We start from the raw sequence: 18,813 nt of genomic DNA, 5'->3' as shown, positions 1-18,813 counted from the left end.
TGTCCACTCTTCCTTTTTTATTAATTTTTTCCCGAAACGCCTGCACTTTCAAAAGTCGCCATTTCATTGACCATCCGAACAGCCGATTGAATGATACTATATGCCACAGCAGCACCAGTACCTTCACCAAGCCGCATGGATAGAGAAAGAATTGGTTCTTTTTCTAAATATTGAAATGCTCTTTGATGTCCTGGTTCCATCGATTGATGACCTAGCAACATATATCCTGACGCCCCTTCACCTAAAGTTTCAGCTACACACGCTGCTGCTGTTGAGATAAAGCCGTCCAGAATGACAGGAATACGTCTAGATGCTGCGGCAAGCATAGCACCAGTCATTGCTGCCAACTCTAAGCCACCAACCTTGCGCAGTACATCATAGCCGTCTGTAGAGTTCGGTTTATGAAGCATCAATGCGTCTCGAACTACTTTGATTTTATGTACGTGCTGTTCAGAGGAAATCCCTGTGCCATATCCAACAAGTTCTGCAGGGTCAATTTGTGTTATTGCCGCCACAACCGCACTACTTGAAGTAGTATTGCCGATGCCAACTTCTCCTACAACGAGACAATCTACACCTTTTTCAAAAAGGTTAAGTGCTTCTCTAAAACCAATATCGATGGCTTTTTCCACTTCATCTTGAGTCATGGCCTCATTACGTAAAAAATTCTTCGTACCTTGACGAATCTTGCAATCTTTAACAGGTGATGAAAATGATTCACCTATAACCCCTACATCTACTAATGCAAATTCGGCTTGTTGTTGCCTACCAAACACATTGATTGCCGCTCCACCAGCAGACATGTTGTGAACCATTTGGCGTGTAACAAGTTGAGGGAAAGCAGAGATCCCTTCCTCTACTACTCCATGATCTGCAGCAAATACCACTATTCCTAATTGCTTGATGGATGGCTGTTTCCGACCTTGTATTTCAGCTAATGTGATGACGATTTCTTCCAACTTACCTAAGCTTCCGACGGGTTTTGTCAGGATATCCAAATGCATTTTTGCTTCTGCTCCAGCTTGACTATCTAAAGCAGGGATCGTAAACATTTTCAAGTGATGACCTTCTTTCTTATCCATTCAATATATAATTATGCTAGCCCTACTAGTATATCAGGAGATACGGGCTGCTATCTAACGAAAGAACTATTATGCAATTATTGTCGATTGCAGGTATACTGTAATTAGCGCAAATGCTACATGCTGCGCTGACCAAATACTACTAAAAAGGGGCGATACAGATGATCAGTGAAAAATTAGCACAGGCATTAAATGAACAAATGAACAACGAGTTTGCTGCAGCACAAACGTATTTGTCTATGGCTTCTTATTGCGAATACCGAAATTACAGCGGCTTCGCACACTTTTACCTTCAACAAGTTGAAGAAGAGCGCCATCATGCCATGAAGATTTATTCTTACTTGAACGATCGTGGCATCCGTGCAATTATTACCGCGACGCCTGCACCTACTACTTCATTCGATAATCTAGTTCATACGTTCGAAGTAGCACTACTACAAGAAAAAGAAGTCACAAAATCATTCTATCAAATCATGGATATGGCTTGGGAAGAAAAAGAGCATGCTACGATTTCTTTCCTAAACTGGTTCCTTGACGAGCAAGTTGAAGAAGAAGCAACATTTGATAGACATATTGAGTACTTGAAGCGAATCCGTGAAGATAAGAACGCTTTGTTTATTTACGAGAAAGAGCTTTCTACTCGTTCATTCGAAACTGAATAAAAAAATAGGCAAGCTAGCGGTTCCCCAACCTCTTGCTTGCCTTTTCTATTTCAGTAATGCGATGTAAACACCTTTCACAAACACACTGTTTGTACAGTTGTTCTTCAGGGATTTTCCGAAACACTTCATCTGTAAATACTTTCTTTGTACACCAGCAAATCTCTGGTTCCGCGGATAAGTTCGAACACTTATTTTCGCCTTGGCAAATCGGACATTGATTCATCAAGTAATCCCCTTCTCTACAAACGATGTTTATCCAACTCAGCTGTGTTTTTCTTCTCTAATTCCACCACTCGGTCTTCCAATTCTTTATTGCGTTTCATACTCTCCATCGAATACAAACCAGCCAGTAAAGCGACCACAAACGTTGCGTAGTTAAACCACTCCATACAACCGTCCCCTTTTTACTTTTGTTTTTTCAAAAATGTTTTATATACTTTTTTCAATGTTTCAGGTGTGAGTTCCATATTATTCTCATACATGTATTTCACTGCATAGCCTAGCGCAATCGTCATGGATCCCGCAACACTCGCGGCAACGACCATTCCCGCACCCGGAATTACTTTCACGATTTGACGGAAAGTGGTTTTACCGATATTCCCTACAATGGTTGCGATGATCAATTCCTTGGCGTGATCTTTCGTGATAGGCTTTCCATATAATGTCGATAACTTCAACATAAGGCCCACTTGCAAAGTTGTCAACGGGATAAAATCAGCACCTGGGATAGGAGCTGCTCCAATTGCGGCTGCTGATGCACCGCTCGCAAGAATCCACCGCTTGGCAATAGATGACTTGTCTGCCATATTCGCAGCCAGTAATAGATCTTTATTTGCATCTTTTAAGTGTTGGAGGATCTCTTTTTGTAAGAACTCCATCTGCTCTCCTGTCTTTGAAGATATTGGTATAACCGGATAGGCAAACCCAGTATGCTCCAAAACATAGTTCACTAAACTTGGAACGTCATCTGCTGCATCGATTTTATTGAGCACTAGAATGATTTTCTTATTAAGCGTGGCAATCTTATTTAATGATTTTAGTTCTGTATCAGACAAAACGGTGCCTGCTGCATTTAGAAAGAACAGAATAACATCTGCTTGATTATAAAACTTCAATGTCTCATTGGAATGTTCCTGATAGATATCATCAAGACCAGGTGTATCAACAAATAATATTTTGTCACTGTAATAAAACTTCTTAACTTCCTTCGTTTCACCCGGTTGCGCTCCTACTTCCGCTACATCTTTTTGCATGAGGCGATTCAGTGTAGAAGACTTCCCTGCATTGACGTCTCCAACCATCGCAATCAATATTTCCTTTTTTAATTGTTCATTAATTAGTTGCGATTCAGACTTAAAAATCTCATCAAATGATTCATCCGACATAAATTTAGTTGTTTTCATTATAGCACTTCCTTCCAATGATTTTGACTATTCAGATTATCCTATTGTGAAAAAGAGCATCAGTCATTCACTCTCTTTTGACTGATGCTCTACGCTATTTATCTGGTTCGTTAATAATAAGGTGAAATCAAAATATACACAAGTACTCCGGTGAAACTAACATATAACCAGATAGGCATTGTCCAACGTGCAATTTTACGATGACGCGGAATTTCCATATTCCATGCTCTTGCAACACTTGTCAATGCGAGCGGCACGATGGCAGCTGCAAGCAAAATATGTGTGATCAAGATGAAATAATAAAATCCTGCCAAGAAGCCACTACCACCAAACGGTGTGGATTCTGATAAAAAGTGGTACGAGACGTACGTCACAAGAAATAAAGCGGTTGTGCCAAATGCGGCGTATATAAAACGCTGATGCACTTTGACATTCTTCTTCATAATAGCGACTAGCGCACCGACAAGAAAGACAAATGTGAAGCTGTTAAATATAGCATTCAATAAAGGTAAAATTGTAATATCAAATGCAGTGAAATTCTCTACACCTGGCATTCCAGCTAAGACACCGATTGCACCGATGAGAATGATCGAGATCGCGATGATCGCCGGACGATAATTACGTTTCTTAAAGTTTGCAGGTGGTGTTGTCTGATTCGAATAATTCATCTAGTGACACTCCTAATTCTATAATCATAACTACCCTACATCGTACCATACGTAACACGTTATGCAGGCTAAATTTGTGTCGATTTTTGAAATTGCGCTGCTGCTTCTTCCCTAAACTCATCAATCACTTTAATAAACTTCGTGATAGTCGGTGTTAAATATGAATCTGCACGACGGACAAAGACCGTTTTAATGTGACTATATTTTGGTGGTAGATGATAACAATAGACGACCCCTTGATCCAGTAGGTGCGAAACTGTCGATCTCGGAACGAATGTTACCCCTAATCCCGCTGCCACACTTCCAAGAATTGTCTCCAATGTTCCGAACTCCATCATTTTCGTAGGCTTAAATTGCTCGTCCTCAAGCCAAGATTCCAAACGTGCCCGGTAACCGCATCCCTTACTGAAACAAAGAATGGGTTCATCTTTAATATCTGCAATGGATTGGAATGGTTTACTTGAAAGTAGCACTAGTTCTTCTTCCAGTACATCGTGTACGGCCAAGTCTGGATGCGTCGTCCCTTCCGAAATAAAAGCCCCGTCAAGTTGATGATTTAGAACTTTTGCTTGTAATCGCTCTGTTACTCCTGATAAAAGTGAAATATCGACTTGGCTATACCTTTTATTATATCTCGATAGAATGATCGGTAGTTTGATGACGGTTTCCACTGAACCAAGCTCTAGTTTTCCGGAAGGCTCTTTGTCGTTCTGCACAACTTTTCTCATCTCATTCGTTAGAGATAAAATTTTCTCGCTATATACAAGAAGTCGCTTTCCTTCAGGAGTTAGGATCATTCCACGATTATGGCGATTGAATAATGGCGTCTTTAGTTCCGATTCTAGTTTTTGAATTCGGGACGTAATATTGGACTGTACATAGCGTAATTCTTTTGCAGCTGCAGTAATAGTTCCTTTTTCCGCTACCATCTGAAAGATTTCCAAGTCTTTGAATTCCATAGCCATCCTCCTAGTAATATTCTGTTATTTCTATGATATCAATAAAATCGATAGTAGTCATCATTATTATTCGTTTTACGTGATGTCTGAAATAGTGTTTACTAGAAGTAGTACTTCAAGGGGGTTTCGTTGTTGAAAAACAAAATTATCTGGGGAGCGCTTCTGTGCTTTATAGCGAGTGCATCGTGGGGTGCCATGTTCCCGGTTGCTAATAGCGCGTTCAAAAACATTGATCCATTTTACTTCACATTAATTCGTTATGTATCCGTAACTGTTCTACTCGTCGTTATATTATTATTTAAAGAAGGAACAAAGGCTTTTCGTTTTGAGAAAAGAGGGTTATCTCTTTGGTTCTTCGGAACGATGGCGTTCGTTGTCTATAATCTCTTTATTTTCTGGGGGCAAGACTTGATGGGACAACCAGGCACTATGGTAGCTTCCGTTTCAGAAGCCATGATGCCCATGATTTCCATAGTGATTGTCTGGATCATCAGTCGACATAAGCCACATGGTTTTACACTCACATGTGTGTTCACTGCATTTGTCGGTGTCATGCTTGTGATTACAAAAGGTGATTTACGCACGTTCTTGACGGCGACCGATGATATTGTACCTTCATTATTAATTTTCCTGGCGGTAATCGGCTGGGTGATTTATACGATGGGTGGAAATCACTTTAGTGAATGGTCTGCATTGCGTTATTCTACATTGAGCTGTTTGCTCGGTACACTAACTGCCTGTATCGTGGTATTCTTCGTAACATTGACAGGTTATATTTCCGTGCCGACTGTGGAAACGTTGCAAATAGTAACACCACATATGCTGTTTATGATTGTATTTCCAGGTATTATCGCATTAGTAGGTTGGAATGTTGGCGTGCGAATTCTATCTCCATTGAACGGTTTATTGTTCATTAATTTTGTCCCTGTTACTACGCTAGTCATTTCATATATGCAAGGATACCAATTAACGATTTTCGATTATGTCGGAACGGCGTTTATTATTGCGGCCCTTTTAGGAAACAATATATTCTTACGCCTACAGCAGAAGCGCAAAGACGAGTCACGTCAATATAAGAAACATAATATGCAACCTAGCGTTTAATTTACATTTAGAAAACAGAAAGACACATTCCACGTATTGGGAATGTGTCTTTCTGTTTGAATTGCTTCATTTTAAAATTTGAAGCGATGAACGATACGACTCAGTGCAGCCGCCTCATCTGTTAGTTTGCTAGCATCACTTGCTAACTGCTGAATCCCCTCGACTTGTTCATCCATGCCCGCTACAGTTTGTACCACATCTTCCGTAAATAGTTCAGAGATTGTAGTGATTTGCTCAATAATTTTTTCTATTTGTTCACCATCTCGAATTAATTCTTCCGCGTGGCGGCTATTGCTCGTAACAGCGGATTTTGTATCGATCACGGCATCATTCATAAAGTGGATGGATTGACCTGCCACTTTTACGATTTGTACGCCTTCTTCTATAGTGTCTGTATTCGATTCTACATGTTGCACCGCAATTTTCACCTCATTATTGGTCTGTTCGAGTGTTCGCACTACATCATTGGCGAAAGCATTCGTTTCTTCTGCCAATTTACGAACTTCATTGGCGACGACCGAAAATCCGCTACCTGCCTCTCCAGCACGTGCTGCTTCGATAGAGGCATTTAGTGCTAATAGATTCGTTTGTTCAGCAATTTTTGTAATGAGTGACACTTTTTGAATGACTTGATTAATATCATCCGCCACTTGCATGATCTTTTGTGAGGACATATGAACCGCATCATTGATTTGTTGCATCTTTTCTTCCGTTTCCTCAATAGCTTGGCTACCTTCTGTTGCAGCAGTCGATGCATTTTCAGATTTGGATAGCGTTTGCTGTATACGTGTTTCCATTTCTCGAATTCCTTGCATCATCGTCTGGATCATTGCGTTGGCAGATTGCAGTGAAGATAATTGTTGCTCTGTCCCACCTTGGAAACTTTGCATTGTTTCACCATAGGAAGTGAAAACATCCGATAATCGATTCGCTTCAGATGCTTGCACCTCACTAATTCTGTCCACAATTTCAGACGAGCGGTCTAGTTCTGTAACGATATTTTTTGTACCGATGACAATCTTATTAATTTCAAAACCAATTTGATTAAATTCTGATCTAGATCGTTCCGTTACTTCAGCTGTCAGATCCCCGGATGAAATTTTTCTAGTGACTTTTCTCCAAGACCTTACACCTTTCATGACAACCTTATAAAGCGCAGTAGTGAAAAAGCCTGAAAGAATTAAAGATGTAAGAACAAATGCTACGCCCTGTTGGATAGTCAAATCAAACGTATATGCAAGTACTGCCATAGCCATAGCTGGTAACAGAACAGCTGCTGTCGCTCCATATAGAATATATTTCTGATGATTGATGCGTCCTAATCGGAGTGTGAATTGTCTACCAGCTACTCGGATAATTGGCATCGAGGCATCGATAAGTCGCTCACCCGATTTTCGATCATATACTTGCAATAACGGCTTAGTTGTATTAGCAGCACGCAATCCGACTGTATCGGAAAATACTGTACCTTCCCATAATCGATTTGTATGGATATAACTCCGTCCCGTTTCATCGACAATCACAAAGTATTCGTCATCATGTAACTGTTCGTCTAATACTTGATGAAGTCGTTGATAATGTAAAGTAAATGATTGTTCATTTTCTATGAAAGGCTGAATACTTTTCGTCACTTGTTCCACTTTAGTCAATGCTTTTCTCGCAGAAGATGTGCTTAATATTTTTTCCACTAACAACACCTCTTTAGGTTCTTTTATACTATATACAGAATATAGCATAAATTGTGAGAAAGGTCACACTCTATTTTATTGATAGCCATCAATCCGCATGGTCAGGAATTAAAAGCACAGCGCATTTAGCTAACTGCAATACTTGTTTGCTGACACTGCCGATTGCTTCCGCTTTTCCTTTCCCTATTGCCATTGCAATATAACGAACTTCTTTATCATTAGACTCTGCGATAATTTCCATAGCAGGTATACCTGTACGTACTTTTGCAGAATACATGACATCTTGTCCATGCAACATATACCCACCTTTTTTAATGGTTGCCAGGCCCAGTTCTTGTAGTGTTGGTTGAATATTTAATAACACTATTTCGTCATCGTATAATTTTGCCAATTCTATTGCGTGGTGCACAACCTTAAATCCAGCATTTGATCCATCCAATGGCACAACAATCTTCATAACGATTCCCCCTGAATTAATAATTAAAAGCTATATTCTAACGCATAAACATCTTACTTTACTCATTCTATTTTCACAGAAGTATTTCCTCTTTATCCTGGGCATTACAATCAAGTCATTTGAATTATGCTAGTGAAACTTTTACACTGTGTACACTTAAAAAATAATTAGGAGTGAATGCATTTGAAGAAATGGTGGCTTTTACCCACACTCGCTGTATTTTTAGCTGCATGTGGTAACGACGGGGAAGCAAAACCTGTAGAAGATGAGAATATATCGGTTGATGTGATCGAGCCTGAAGAAGAATCGGCAGAACTTGATGAAGCAGAACCTACTGAGTCTGAAACTACTGCAGAAGAAACACCTACTAAAGAAATACCCCCTGAAGAACCAAATGCCCCATACGACCCTGCTAATTCTAACTTGTTGGGACATGAAGAGGCTGAGATATTGGCAGAATATATTCCGATAGATGAGTTAACTGCTCAAGTGGAAGTGGACAATCAAAACAAGCGTATTACTCTATTTGAAAATGAAAGCGGACAGAAGGTTTATAAAAGTATTTTCATAAAACATGAAAATCATTTGAAGATTATTGATTTAAACACCGATGATTTATTATTTGAAGGTCAGCTGTAAAATAGTAAAGCGCACAGACGTCAAATTGTCTGTGCGCTTTTTCATTTCAAATACCTTCTGGCTGAAACATACTCTGAGTTATATGGCTCTACTGTCATCGGGATGATCTCCACTGTACGTTTTGGGTTAGGTGCATGAATCATCTGACCGTTTCCTGCGTACATTCCTACATGGTGGATGATTCCTTTCCCCTTATTATAAGCAAAGAACATTAAGTCACCCGGTTGAAGATCTTTCTTCTGCACTAACTTTCCGTTTAGCGCTTGTACAGAGGCATCGCGTGGTATATCTATACCATGATGGCGATAGACAGAGTACGTGAATCCTGAACAGTCTAAGCCGAATCCTGAAGTACCTGCCCATAAATATGTTAATCCGTCAAAAAGCTTTGCTGTATTCATTATTTGCTGTGTCGTTGGTTTTGGCATAATACCGTCCCCCCCAACTATCTTCACTGCATTTTTATCAATATATTTAATGCCGTCTGCAGGCGTTTGGACAGCGAGCTTGTGATCCAATACATGAACAATAGGCAATGCGGTATTAAAGCTAATTGAACGGAATAATTGTTTTCCATTCTCATCCATTGACAATGCCGCTGATTTCTTCGTCACCATAGCTGTATCGCATGTCGCATAATTAGGATATAACGTTGTCAAATGGTTTTTCAACATCCAACCTGGGTAACCTTCTGCGTTTTTAGGCGAGCTTTGATCGATTACTGCTACTTGGACCCAGTCTCCTTTTGTTTGTAAGACCTTTACTGTTTGACCGTAAAGTGCTTGAGTCTCCAGTTTACCTACTAACCACTGCTTTTCGCGTAAACTCATCGCTGCAACCCATTTCGTAATATCAGGTGTTTTGGCTGTAGAGAAAGCATCTACTTTCCGAGTCTTGCCTGGTTCTTTCCAAAGTGTCGTAACGGGTACATTTACTGTTTGCACAGGGGTATTGTTCGGTTTATAACAGGCGGACTGCTCTCTGAAACTAGGCTCCAGAATTCGTGCGAGGAATACCGCAAAGTGTCCACGAGTTAATGTTTGATTCGGTTTGAACGTGTTATCGAGATACCCTGTCGTAATGGCGTTTACAGATAACTTTTGTATGTCTGATAAACCCCAGTACGTTGCGGGCACATCTCGGAATCGATACGTAGACGTACCTGCTAGATCGAATGCGCGAACGAACACCGCCGCCATTTGGCCCCGCTTCAAATTTCCATAGGGTTGGAATTCTTTTTTCTCGTTCCCCATAAAGATTCCTTCATCTACCATTGCAGCAATAAGTGCATAGTGCGGATGCGACGTTTGAACGTCGGATAATTTGGCATCTGGTCTATTGCCTACAGGTATGTTTAATGCACGCTGGATCATTCCTGAAGCTTCAAGCCGTGTGATTGGTTCGTTCACACGGTATGTAGTGCTTGGTTTTTCAATGATGATTCCTTTTTCAACTAGGTATTGTATTTCAGCAGCTGCAGAGTGTTGTGGACGTACATCTTGGAATATGGCGGCAAAAGAAGCGACTGGGAATGCAGAGACGACCAGCATTATCGTCAGCACTATTCCACAAATTTTTTTCAAGTCTAGGACACTTCCATTCTCTTAAATTGTATTGCCTTAACTATACCTGAGCGATAATTCTTTGTATAGAAATAATTCAAAAGAGTGTCTTGGGGGTAGGGTAGCTGGCAAAGGTTTAGGGGTTGGGGATTTGCGCTACTGAGGGGACGCTTTCCGGAGGGCGGTGAACCACACCACTAGTGCAAAGATGTGCTCCTAATGCTACGCTTTTGCACCAATCCCTTGCATTACGAGTGGGCGATACTCTTTGTTGTGCATTAAGGTTATGGTTGTGATTTATGTTGAGCTTTCAAGGCTATGAGCGGTTATCAAGGTTCTATGATCACTTAGATGAATCTATGAGCACTCGTGGAGTCTGATAGAGCGGATTGTGCGTGCTATAGAGCGCAAAACGTGTTCTATGAGCCCTCAAACGGATTCTATGAGCGGAAGCTGGACGCTGGAGCTTCCATCCCGAACTACTCACAAACTCACTGCTACTAAGCTCTTGCTCTTGCATTTAAACCCACGCAAAAAAGGATCCCCCTTGAAGTACTGTGACTTCTGGGACATCCCTGATTAACTGAATAGCAGTTCGCTGACTACCTTAATTCAAATATTCATCACAACAATACATTCTTCAAAATTGCTACTGCTTCGTCGATCTCTTCTTTTGAAACCGTCAACGGCGGCAACAAACGGATCACGTTTGTTCCAGCAGGTACAAGCAACAACCCTTGCTTCTCCGCCTCTTGTATAAATGGACCAATCTCCTGACCCGAATGAATTCCAACTAACAAGCCATTACCTCGAATAGAATACTTTCCTGCAGGTAATTCTGCTTGAAGCTGTTGCTTCAGATAAGCTGACTTTTCTTGAACATCCTTTAAAAATGCAGGATCAAATACATGATCGATTACTGTCTGTGCAACCGCAACGGCTAATGGATTACCACCGAATGTAGTGCCATGTGTGCCAGGGCCGAATGTATCGAACAACTTTTCTCCTGCTAACAACGCACCAATTGGAAAACCACCGCCAAGACCTTTAGCTAGTGAAACGATGTCAGGCTTTAGAGCGGTTTGCTCGTAAGCATAACGAGTTCCTGTGCGTCCAATCCCTGTCTGAACTTCATCAATGAGTAGAAGAATATTAAATTCTTTACATACTGCCATGACTGCCTCAGCGAACGCTGGTTCAATAGAGTTGACGCCACCTTCTGCTTGAATCACTTCTAGCATGATGGCCGCTACACTACCATTCGCTGCTTGTTTTAGAGCTTCTACATCATTAAAAGGTAATGCTTCAAAGCTTTCAAGCATCGGGCCAAAGCCTTGTTGGATTTTATCTTGTCCCGTTGCCGCCATTGCACCGAATGTCCGACCGTGGAATGATTGTTTAAAAGTTAAGATATGATGCTTGCCTGTATGTTTACGTGCAAGTTTAATCGCCGCTTCATTCGCTTCGGCTCCGCTATTACAAAATAAAGCATACGATAAATCCGTGTCTTTCGTTAACGATTCCGCAAGCTTTTCTTGCTCTGGGCTTTCGAATAGATTCGAGATATGCCAAAGTTTCTCACTCTGTTCTTGCAATGCCTTGACGATTGCAGGATGGGCGTGTCCTAGACTAACGACTGCGATGCCGCTTGTAAAGTCCAAGTACTCCTTCCCCTTATCATCTGTTACTACGGTACCTTGCCCTTTGACTAGATGCACCGTACGTCTTGCATAGTTGTTGAATAAAGAAGTCACGCGATTGCCCCCTCATTGGTAATGACCGTGCCGTTTAGTTTTTGACACACAATCTTTACAGATGGAATTCCCGCCTCTAGGCAATCAATCGCTGCCATTACTTTAGGAATCATTCCTCCGTAAATATCTTCTGTTTTAATCCATCCATAAATAGCTTGTGGCTCCACTTCTGTTTGAGGTTGATCTTGAATTCGGATACCTGATGTATCTGTCACTAGTAATAAACTTTCCGCTTCTACAGCCAATGCGATTCGACTCGCCACTGTATCTGCATTCACGTTCAATGGTTCTCCTGATTCCGTCTTACCGACACAAGAGATGACAGGAGTAATTCCTGCATCCAATAACGTATCCAAAATTTCTGTTTCAACGGATTTAATTTTCCCCACGTAGCCATACGTATCAAAATCAAGTAAATCACATGTAAATAAGTTTGCATCATATCCACTTAGTCCAACCGCCTTGACTCCTTCTTGATTGAAACGATGAACGAGCGAAGGATTCACTTGACCAATCATAATCGATTGAACAATACCGATTGCTTCAGCGGATGTCACACGAAACCCCTTTACCACAGACGAAGTGACTCCACGATCTGCAAGCTCTTGATTGATACTTGGTCCCCCACCATGAACAATAACTACTTGGATTCCGTCTTGCTGTAACTTTTTCACACCCTGGAAAAAGGTATCACTTAATTCATCTAACATACTGCCACCTAGTTTTATTACTTGTCGTTTACGTACGATATGTTGCGTTGATTTGGACGTAGTCATATGTTAAATCGCACCCCCATGCCATTCCCTGACCAGTTCCCTGGTTTAATTCTATTGCAAATTTAACTTCATGCTGCTTTAGATAAATCAATAACTTTTCTTCTGAAAACGGAATTGGTTCGCCACCTTCCACTACTACTGTGTCACCAATAGAGATCTTGATGTCTTCCGGATCTATTGTGGCTCCGCTATATCCAACTGCCGCAATAATTCTCCCCCAGTTTGCGTCACAGCCAAATACTGCGGTCTTAACGAGCGGTGAACCTACAACGGACTTTGCAATTTGACGGGCTTGTTCATCGGAAACTGCACCTGTTACTTTAGCTTCAATTAGCTTCGTAGCACCTTCTCCGTCTTTAGCAATCATTTTCGCTAAATCACGTGATACAGCATGCAATGCATCAACGAATGATTGCCACTCAGGATGATCTGGCGTTAATGAGCGATTGCCTGCAAGACCATTCGCCATGACAAGTACCATATCATTCGTCGATGTATCACCGTCTACTGTAATGGAGTTAAACGTAACATCTGTAATTTCTTTTAATGCTGTCTGTAAATGTTCAGATTCGATAGTAGCATCGGTTGTGATGAAGCCTAGCATCGTCGCCATATTTGGTTCGATCATGCCTGACCCTTTGGCTACACCAGCTACCACAACTTCTCTCTCATCGATTACTGTCGCGTATGCTGTGTTTTTTGTTACAGTATCCGTTGTCAAAATCGCTTGCGAAAATTGAATGGAACCTTCAAGTGTATCCATAGGTTGAAGCTTTTCAATGCCTGAAAGTAAAGGCACCATATTCATTTGTTCACCGATTACACCTGTTGAAGCAATTCCTACGAGATTGGATTCAATTCCCAAGTGCTCAGCAGTTTTTTGTTGCATAGTCATAGCATCTTGCATGCCTTGCTTACCTGTACATGCATTCGCATTACCGGAGTTGATAACAATTGCCTGCATCTTTTGAGTTTCATAGACGACTTTTTTTGTGACTTGAAGTGGAGCTGCTTGGATTACATTCGTTGTAAAGACACCCGCAACACTCGCTGGCACTTCGCTGACCAATAGAGCCAAATCATTTTTCTTATGTTTTAGCCCACAGTGAATCCCGACTGCCTTAAATCCTTTTGGTGAGATAATATTTTTACGCGAGATGCGCTTCATGCTTTCGATAGTTTCCATAGTAGTGCTCCCCCTCAATTCTTGTGTTCAAATTAATAGTTCAAATCCACAATGGAATGATATCGATTCCTGTTTTTTCATCAAGTCCATATTGGATATTCATGTTTTGTATCGCTTGTCCAGCAGCACCTTTTACGACATTATCAATAACTGCTATAATCGTTGCCTGATTTGTACGTGGATCTACTTTGACATGTATATCGCAATAGTTGGAGCCATATACCTGTTTCGTGCTAATTCTTTGTACATCTGTCAAAACACGAACGAACGGACTATCTTTATACGTTTCTTGCAAACAGTTTACGAGTTGTTCTTCAGTTACTTGTCCATTCACTTTTGCATAGCTTGTAGTCATGATCCCTCTTGTCATAGGTACGAGATGCGTAGTAAACATAATGGGTTCCGGCTGATTAGCGAATATATTCATCGCCTGTTCAATTTCCGGAATATGTTGATGCTGATGAATCTTATAGATAGAGAAGTTTTCATTCGTTTCACTGAAATGTGTTGCCTGACTTGGCTTATTGCCCGCACCAGATACTCCACTTTTCGCATCGATAATTAATTGACTTCCATCGATGAGTTTATTTTTCAGCAACGGCAGTAAAGATAGAAGAACCGCTGTTGGGTAACAACCCGGATTCGCAATCACTTCTGCATCAGCAATTTCATTCTTATTCCATTCAGGAAGCCCATATACACTCTTCTGTAAATAATCAAGCGATGGTGCATCTTTTTGGTACCATTGTTCAAATGTTGCTTGATCTTTTAGTCGGAAATCTCCTGATAAATCAATCAATTTTGCACCTGCTCCTACTAGCGGAGGAAGTAATGTGGTCGTAACGCCAGCTGGTGTACTGAAAAATACAGTGTCTAATTTACTAATATGTTCAGATTCAATAGCATTCATCTTTTGGTCATGAATTTTCACAAGATGTGGATATTTTTGAGAAAAGACCGTCCCCACTTCTGAGGAAGTGAATAAATCTATCTGTTCAATTTCCGGATGGTTTTGCAGTAACCGAATCAATTCTAGGCCACCATATCCAGACGCTCCTACGATTCCAACCTTCAACGCCCTCACCTCTTTATTCATTAAAGACAAGTATACGTATGTATAATTATAAAGTCAACTGTATTTTTATTTATTAACAGTCAATTCGAAAATTCTCTTTTCATTCTTAATAGAAATTCTATAACTTCCCCTTCACTATATGTTATTATTATGGAGAGTATAATATGATCAAATGAATAAGAAACTTTCAGGAGGCTATTATGGTAGATTTATTAAAATTATCCGGTAAAAACATTGTGATTATGGGTGTGGCAAATGAACGTAGTATTGGTTGGGGAGTAGCAAAAGCATTATTCTCAGTTGGTGCGAATGTCATTTTCACATACCGTAAAGATCGCTCTCGTGATAAATTGGAAAAAGCTTTAGCTAAAAGTGAATTTACAGCTACACAAATCGTGCAGTGTGATGTGAATAGTGATGAAAGCATCGAGCAAGCTTTCAAAGCAATCGGCGAACAAGTCGGTGTTATTCATGGCGTAGTCCACTCTATCGCATTTGCACACCAACAAGACTTGCATAATCCATTTGTGGAAACGACTCGCGAAGGATATGCATTCGCACAAGATTCCAGTGCCTATTCATTAGTTGCGGCAGCACGTGAAGCCCGCCATTATATGACAGAAGGCGGAGCGATCATTACGATGAGTTATTTAGGAGCGGAACGAGTTCTTGAAGGCTATAACGTAATGGGTGTTGCAAAAGCAGCTCTTGAAGCATCTGTACGCTACCTGGCATCTGAGCTAGGTGAACAAAATATTCGTGTCAATGCAATCTCTGCTGGAGCAGTTCGCACATTGTCTGCAAAAGGTGTTCCTTCCTTTAATACTATCCTTAGTCAAATTGAGGAACGCGCGCCACTAAAACGTAACGTCAAACCTGAAGAAGTTTCAGATATGACGGTAGCAATGCTAAGTAATTTGTCGAGCGGTGTGACAGGCGAAGTAATCTATGTTGATGCTGGCTACCACATTATGGGGTAATCTTATGAAGGATTCTCTTAGGAGAATCCTTTTTTATGGACACTTTTATTATTGTAGAATTAATTATCTAAATACATACGCTTTTCCAAGTACTTCAGGAGGAATACCAAATGAATAGATTTACAAAATTCGATACGTTCAAATTGGGGCTGACGATGTTTGCTCTCTTTTTCGGTGCAGGAAATATGATCTTCCCACCGCTGCTAGGTCAATTAGCAGGAACACAAACATGGATTACACTGGCTGGTTTTTTAATAACAGGAGTCGGTCTTCCCTATCTTGGCATAATTGCAGTCACTATGAGTGGCAATCAATTAAGTGATTTAGCTGGAAGAGCATCGCCTGTATTCGCTATAGTTTTCCCATTGGTTATATATTTAGCACTTGGACCGTTCTTCGGTGTTCCACGTACAGCGACTGTTTCGTTCGAAATTGCCGTTTCTTCATTTGTACCGGATTCGTATTCTAATTTAGCATTGGCGCTCTTCTCCATTGTATTTTTTGCAGTGACCATTTGGCTTTCACTTAAGCCGAATAAAATAGTCGATCGCTTTGGAAGTATTCTAACTCCCATATTGCTAGCTATCGTAATGTTTATTGTCGTGATTGGTATGATCAATCCAGTAGGCAAAGCGGGCGCGCCGCAAGGATCTTATGCAGAAGATTACTTTTACAAAGGATTTATTGAGGGGTATGGAACAATGGACGCAATGGCAGCGCTAGTCTTTGCCATTATCGTCATTAATGCCGTGAAGGCGAAAGGGATTACAGATAGAAAGACGGTAACTTCTATTACGATGAAAGCCGGATCCATTGCTGTCATCGGGCTGAGTTTTGTCTATGCTGGATTGGCCTATTTAGGGATGACGAGCCGCTCTGTAGCAGAAGGCGCCACGAACGGCGGAGATATTTTAGCAAAACTTGCATATGCCTTGATGGGTAATAACGGTTTATATTTACTTGGACTTGCAGTAACACTAGCTTGCTTAACGACTTCGGTTGGATTGACGACTGCTAGTGCGACCTATCTTTCTAAAGTCGCACCTAAGATTTCTTATAAAATGTTCGTCTTTATTATTTGTTCGTTTTCTGTGCTAGTCGCGAATGTCGGCCTCACGCAATTGCTCGCAGTGATGATTCCAGTACTAGGTGGAGTATACCCTCTAGCCATAGTCTTAATTACTTTTAGATTGTTACATCCGTTATTCAAAGGCTACCATGAAGTATATAATTACGGATTGCTAGCAGCAGGTCTTATTGGATTCTTTGATGTGTTACGAGCATTTAATATCGATCTGGTACCGGTTACATATATATTGGAATTCTTACCTTTATATGAGCAAGGCGTCGGATGGATGTTGCCTGCAGTTACGTTTGGTGCAATAGGTTTTATTGTCGCTTCCATTCAAGGCAAGCCTCGCGTTGAATAATAAAAAGCCTGCGGACATTCCGCAGGCTTTTTATGTACTTATTACATTTCTTTCATCAATCCTTTATTCCCTTTTGTAATAATGGATTCGTAATCGATATATGCGTAGATGTCTTCTTCCATCTGGTCACTGAAGTTTTTGAGTTCACCTACTGTCAGGTCCTCGATCGCTTTGTTTTCCTGTTCACAATAAATAATGATTTTACCAACGATTTCGTGCGCATCGCGGAATGGCGTACCTTTTGCGACCAAGTAGTCCGCCACTTCTGTCGCATTCAAGAATCCGCCTTTAATTGCAGCTTTCATATGCTCTGCATTTACTTGTAGAGTATCGATCATTTTAGACATAATTTCCAAGCAGTCAAGAACAGTATCTAATGCATCGAAGAATTGTTCTTTGTCTTCCTGCATGTCTTTATTATACGTTAATGGCAAACCCTTCAACGTCGTCAGTAAAGCGAATAAAGAACCATACACACGGCCAGTTTTACCACGGATCAGTTCTGCCGCATCTGGATTTTTCTTCTGGGGCATTATGCTACTTCCTGTTGAGTAAGCATCTGAAATCGTGATAAAGCGGAACTCTTGGCTACTCCAAAGAATGAGTTCCTCACTCAATCTACTCATGTGCATCATGATTAACGAGAAGTCGGACATCAATTCTAGTAAATAGTCACGATCGCTGACTCCGTCAAGAAAGTTATCTACCGGCTTATCGAACCCTAGCAGTGCGGTAGTTACTTGACGATCAATATCATGCGTCGTACCGGCAAGCGCACCACAGCCAAGTGGATTTTCATTCAAAATCTCGGCCGCATTTTGCACACGTTTTTTATCACGTTTGAACATTTGTGCATAAGCACCTAGGTGATGTCCGAAAGTAACGACCTGCGCACGTTGCAAATGTGTGTAGCCCGGCATAATAACGTTGTTTGCTCTTCCTTTTGCTTCAAGTGAATCAATTAAAACCTGTAGCGCATCCATTACAACAGAAGTTTGATTTCTAGCATACTGTCTCATATCGACTGCTACTTGATCGTTCCGGCTGCGGGCTGTATGCAATTTCTTACCCGTCTCCCCTACTCGCTCTGTGAGATTCATTTCAATAAACGAATGAATATCTTCATAATTGCCTTCGATTTGTAATTCGCCCGATTCGATATCCGCCAAAATCGACTGCAAACCATCTACTAGCAATTCACCTTCTTCAGGTGACAATAAATCTGAATGAACTTGCATCGTTACGTGTGCGATACTACCTGCGATGTCCTCTCTGTATAAACGATAATCAACGGGTAAAGAGCTATTAAATTTCTCCATGATTTCATCTGCTTTACTACTGAAACGACCGCCCCAAAGCTTCATTATTCATCAAACCTCTCATTTTGT

At 40.9% G+C, this 18,813-nt stretch carries 19 protein-coding genes; 5 read left to right on the top strand and 14 right to left on the bottom strand.

Translation table 11 applies throughout. From position 1 onward, the window contains the following. Positions 1–20 precede the first annotated feature (20 nt). Positions 21–1,052 carry a nicotinate-nucleotide--dimethylbenzimidazole phosphoribosyltransferase gene (cobT, locus tag Q7P97_RS12320; RefSeq protein ID WP_303969506.1) on the bottom strand — a complete coding sequence of 344 codons (1,032 nt, stop codon included), beginning with the start codon at positions 1,050–1,052 and terminating at the stop codon, positions 21–23. Between the two features lie 191 nt (positions 1,053–1,243). Between cobT and Q7P97_RS12315 the strand changes: the two genes are divergently transcribed. Continuing rightward, positions 1,244–1,744: a ferritin gene (locus Q7P97_RS12315; RefSeq protein WP_303969456.1), complete on the top strand. Its 501-nt coding sequence runs from the start codon at positions 1,244–1,246 to the stop codon at positions 1,742–1,744. A 13-nt stretch (positions 1,745–1,757) separates the two neighbouring features. Here Q7P97_RS12315 and Q7P97_RS12310 read toward each other — a convergent pair whose 3' ends face one another. The 5 genes from Q7P97_RS12310 to Q7P97_RS12290 form a co-directional block, all read right to left on the bottom strand. Next, positions 1,758–1,967 (bottom strand): cysteine-rich CWC family protein, encoded by a 210-nt coding sequence (locus Q7P97_RS12310; RefSeq protein WP_303969455.1) that lies wholly within the window; start codon positions 1,965–1,967, stop codon positions 1,758–1,760. Between the two features lie 16 nt (positions 1,968–1,983). After that, complete coding sequence (locus Q7P97_RS12305) at positions 1,984–2,133, bottom strand: hypothetical protein (protein ID WP_157129920.1); 150 nt, start codon at positions 2,131–2,133, stop codon at positions 1,984–1,986. Between the two features lie 15 nt (positions 2,134–2,148). Then, complete coding sequence (locus tag Q7P97_RS12300; RefSeq protein ID WP_303969454.1) at positions 2,149–3,147, bottom strand: Era-like GTP-binding protein; 999 nt, start codon at positions 3,145–3,147, stop codon at positions 2,149–2,151. Between the two features lie 110 nt (positions 3,148–3,257). After that, positions 3,258–3,815: a DUF420 domain-containing protein gene (locus Q7P97_RS12295; protein ID WP_303969453.1), complete on the bottom strand. Its 558-nt coding sequence runs from the start codon at positions 3,813–3,815 to the stop codon at positions 3,258–3,260. A 68-nt stretch (positions 3,816–3,883) separates the two neighbouring features. Further along, a complete protein-coding gene (locus Q7P97_RS12290) occupies positions 3,884–4,774 on the bottom strand; it encodes a LysR family transcriptional regulator (protein WP_303969452.1) in 891 nt (296 codons plus the stop codon). A gap of 129 nt (positions 4,775–4,903) precedes the next feature. Between Q7P97_RS12290 and Q7P97_RS12285 the strand changes: the two genes are divergently transcribed. Then, on the top strand, positions 4,904–5,878 hold the full coding sequence (locus tag Q7P97_RS12285; protein WP_303969451.1) for a DMT family transporter: 975 nt from the start codon (positions 4,904–4,906) through the stop codon (positions 5,876–5,878). A 71-nt stretch (positions 5,879–5,949) separates the two neighbouring features. Here the strand turns inward: Q7P97_RS12285 and Q7P97_RS12280 are convergent, their stop codons facing one another. Both Q7P97_RS12280 and Q7P97_RS12275 read right to left on the bottom strand, forming a co-directional pair. After that, the gene (locus Q7P97_RS12280; protein WP_303969450.1) at positions 5,950–7,566 is read right to left on the bottom strand and encodes a methyl-accepting chemotaxis protein; all 1,617 of its coding nucleotides are present in this window, start codon (positions 7,564–7,566) and stop codon (positions 5,950–5,952) included. A gap of 88 nt (positions 7,567–7,654) precedes the next feature. Beyond that, the gene (locus Q7P97_RS12275; protein WP_303969449.1) at positions 7,655–8,023 is read right to left on the bottom strand and encodes a universal stress protein; all 369 of its coding nucleotides are present in this window, start codon (positions 8,021–8,023) and stop codon (positions 7,655–7,657) included. Positions 8,024–8,206: 183 nt separating this feature from the next. Between Q7P97_RS12275 and Q7P97_RS12270 the strand changes: the two genes are divergently transcribed. After that, positions 8,207–8,662, top strand: coding sequence for a hypothetical protein (locus tag Q7P97_RS12270; protein WP_303969448.1), 456 nt, complete (start codon positions 8,207–8,209; stop codon positions 8,660–8,662). Positions 8,663–8,703: 41 nt separating this feature from the next. On the opposite strand, the gene Q7P97_RS12265 is transcribed toward Q7P97_RS12270, so the two are convergent. From Q7P97_RS12265 to argC, 5 genes are all read right to left on the bottom strand, one after another. Continuing rightward, entirely contained in the window at positions 8,704–10,245 is a 1,542-nt protein-coding gene (locus Q7P97_RS12265) for an S-layer homology domain-containing protein (RefSeq protein WP_303969447.1), read from the bottom strand. 602 nt (positions 10,246–10,847) lie between these two features. Further along, complete coding sequence (argD, locus tag Q7P97_RS12260) at positions 10,848–11,978, bottom strand: acetylornithine transaminase (protein ID WP_303969446.1); 1,131 nt, start codon at positions 11,976–11,978, stop codon at positions 10,848–10,850. After that, a complete protein-coding gene (argB, locus tag Q7P97_RS12255; protein WP_303969445.1) occupies positions 11,975–12,754 on the bottom strand; it encodes an acetylglutamate kinase in 780 nt (259 codons plus the stop codon). Before argB ends, argD begins: the two co-directional genes overlap by 4 nt. Further along, a complete protein-coding gene (gene argJ / locus Q7P97_RS12250) occupies positions 12,717–13,940 on the bottom strand; it encodes a bifunctional glutamate N-acetyltransferase/amino-acid acetyltransferase ArgJ (protein ID WP_303969444.1) in 1,224 nt (407 codons plus the stop codon). Before argJ ends, argB begins: the two co-directional genes overlap by 38 nt. Positions 13,941–13,980: 40 nt before the next feature. Then, complete coding sequence (argC, locus tag Q7P97_RS12245; RefSeq protein ID WP_303969443.1) at positions 13,981–15,015, bottom strand: N-acetyl-gamma-glutamyl-phosphate reductase; 1,035 nt, start codon at positions 15,013–15,015, stop codon at positions 13,981–13,983. Between the two features lie 200 nt (positions 15,016–15,215). Between argC and fabI the strand changes: the two genes are divergently transcribed. Both fabI and brnQ read left to right on the top strand, forming a co-directional pair. Further along, positions 15,216–15,995: an enoyl-ACP reductase FabI gene (gene fabI / locus Q7P97_RS12240; RefSeq protein WP_303969442.1), complete on the top strand. Its 780-nt coding sequence runs from the start codon at positions 15,216–15,218 to the stop codon at positions 15,993–15,995. A 110-nt stretch (positions 15,996–16,105) separates the two neighbouring features. Next, positions 16,106–17,425: a branched-chain amino acid transport system II carrier protein gene (gene brnQ / locus Q7P97_RS12235; RefSeq protein WP_303969441.1), complete on the top strand. Its 1,320-nt coding sequence runs from the start codon at positions 16,106–16,108 to the stop codon at positions 17,423–17,425. 41 nt (positions 17,426–17,466) lie between these two features. Here brnQ and argH read toward each other — a convergent pair whose 3' ends face one another. Beyond that, positions 17,467–18,789, bottom strand: a complete 1,323-nt coding sequence (gene argH, locus Q7P97_RS12230) for an argininosuccinate lyase (RefSeq protein WP_303969440.1) — start codon at positions 18,787–18,789, stop codon at positions 17,467–17,469. Between the last annotated feature and the right edge of the window lie 24 nt (positions 18,790–18,813).

Origin of the sequence: Sporosarcina ureae, assembly GCF_029267015.1 — a bacterium.
Classification (GTDB): domain Bacteria; phylum Bacillota; class Bacilli; order Bacillales_A; family Planococcaceae; genus Sporosarcina; species Sporosarcina ureae_D.
The sequence above is the reverse complement of the archived record's forward strand: the minus strand, read 5'-3'. Positions and strand labels throughout refer to the sequence as shown.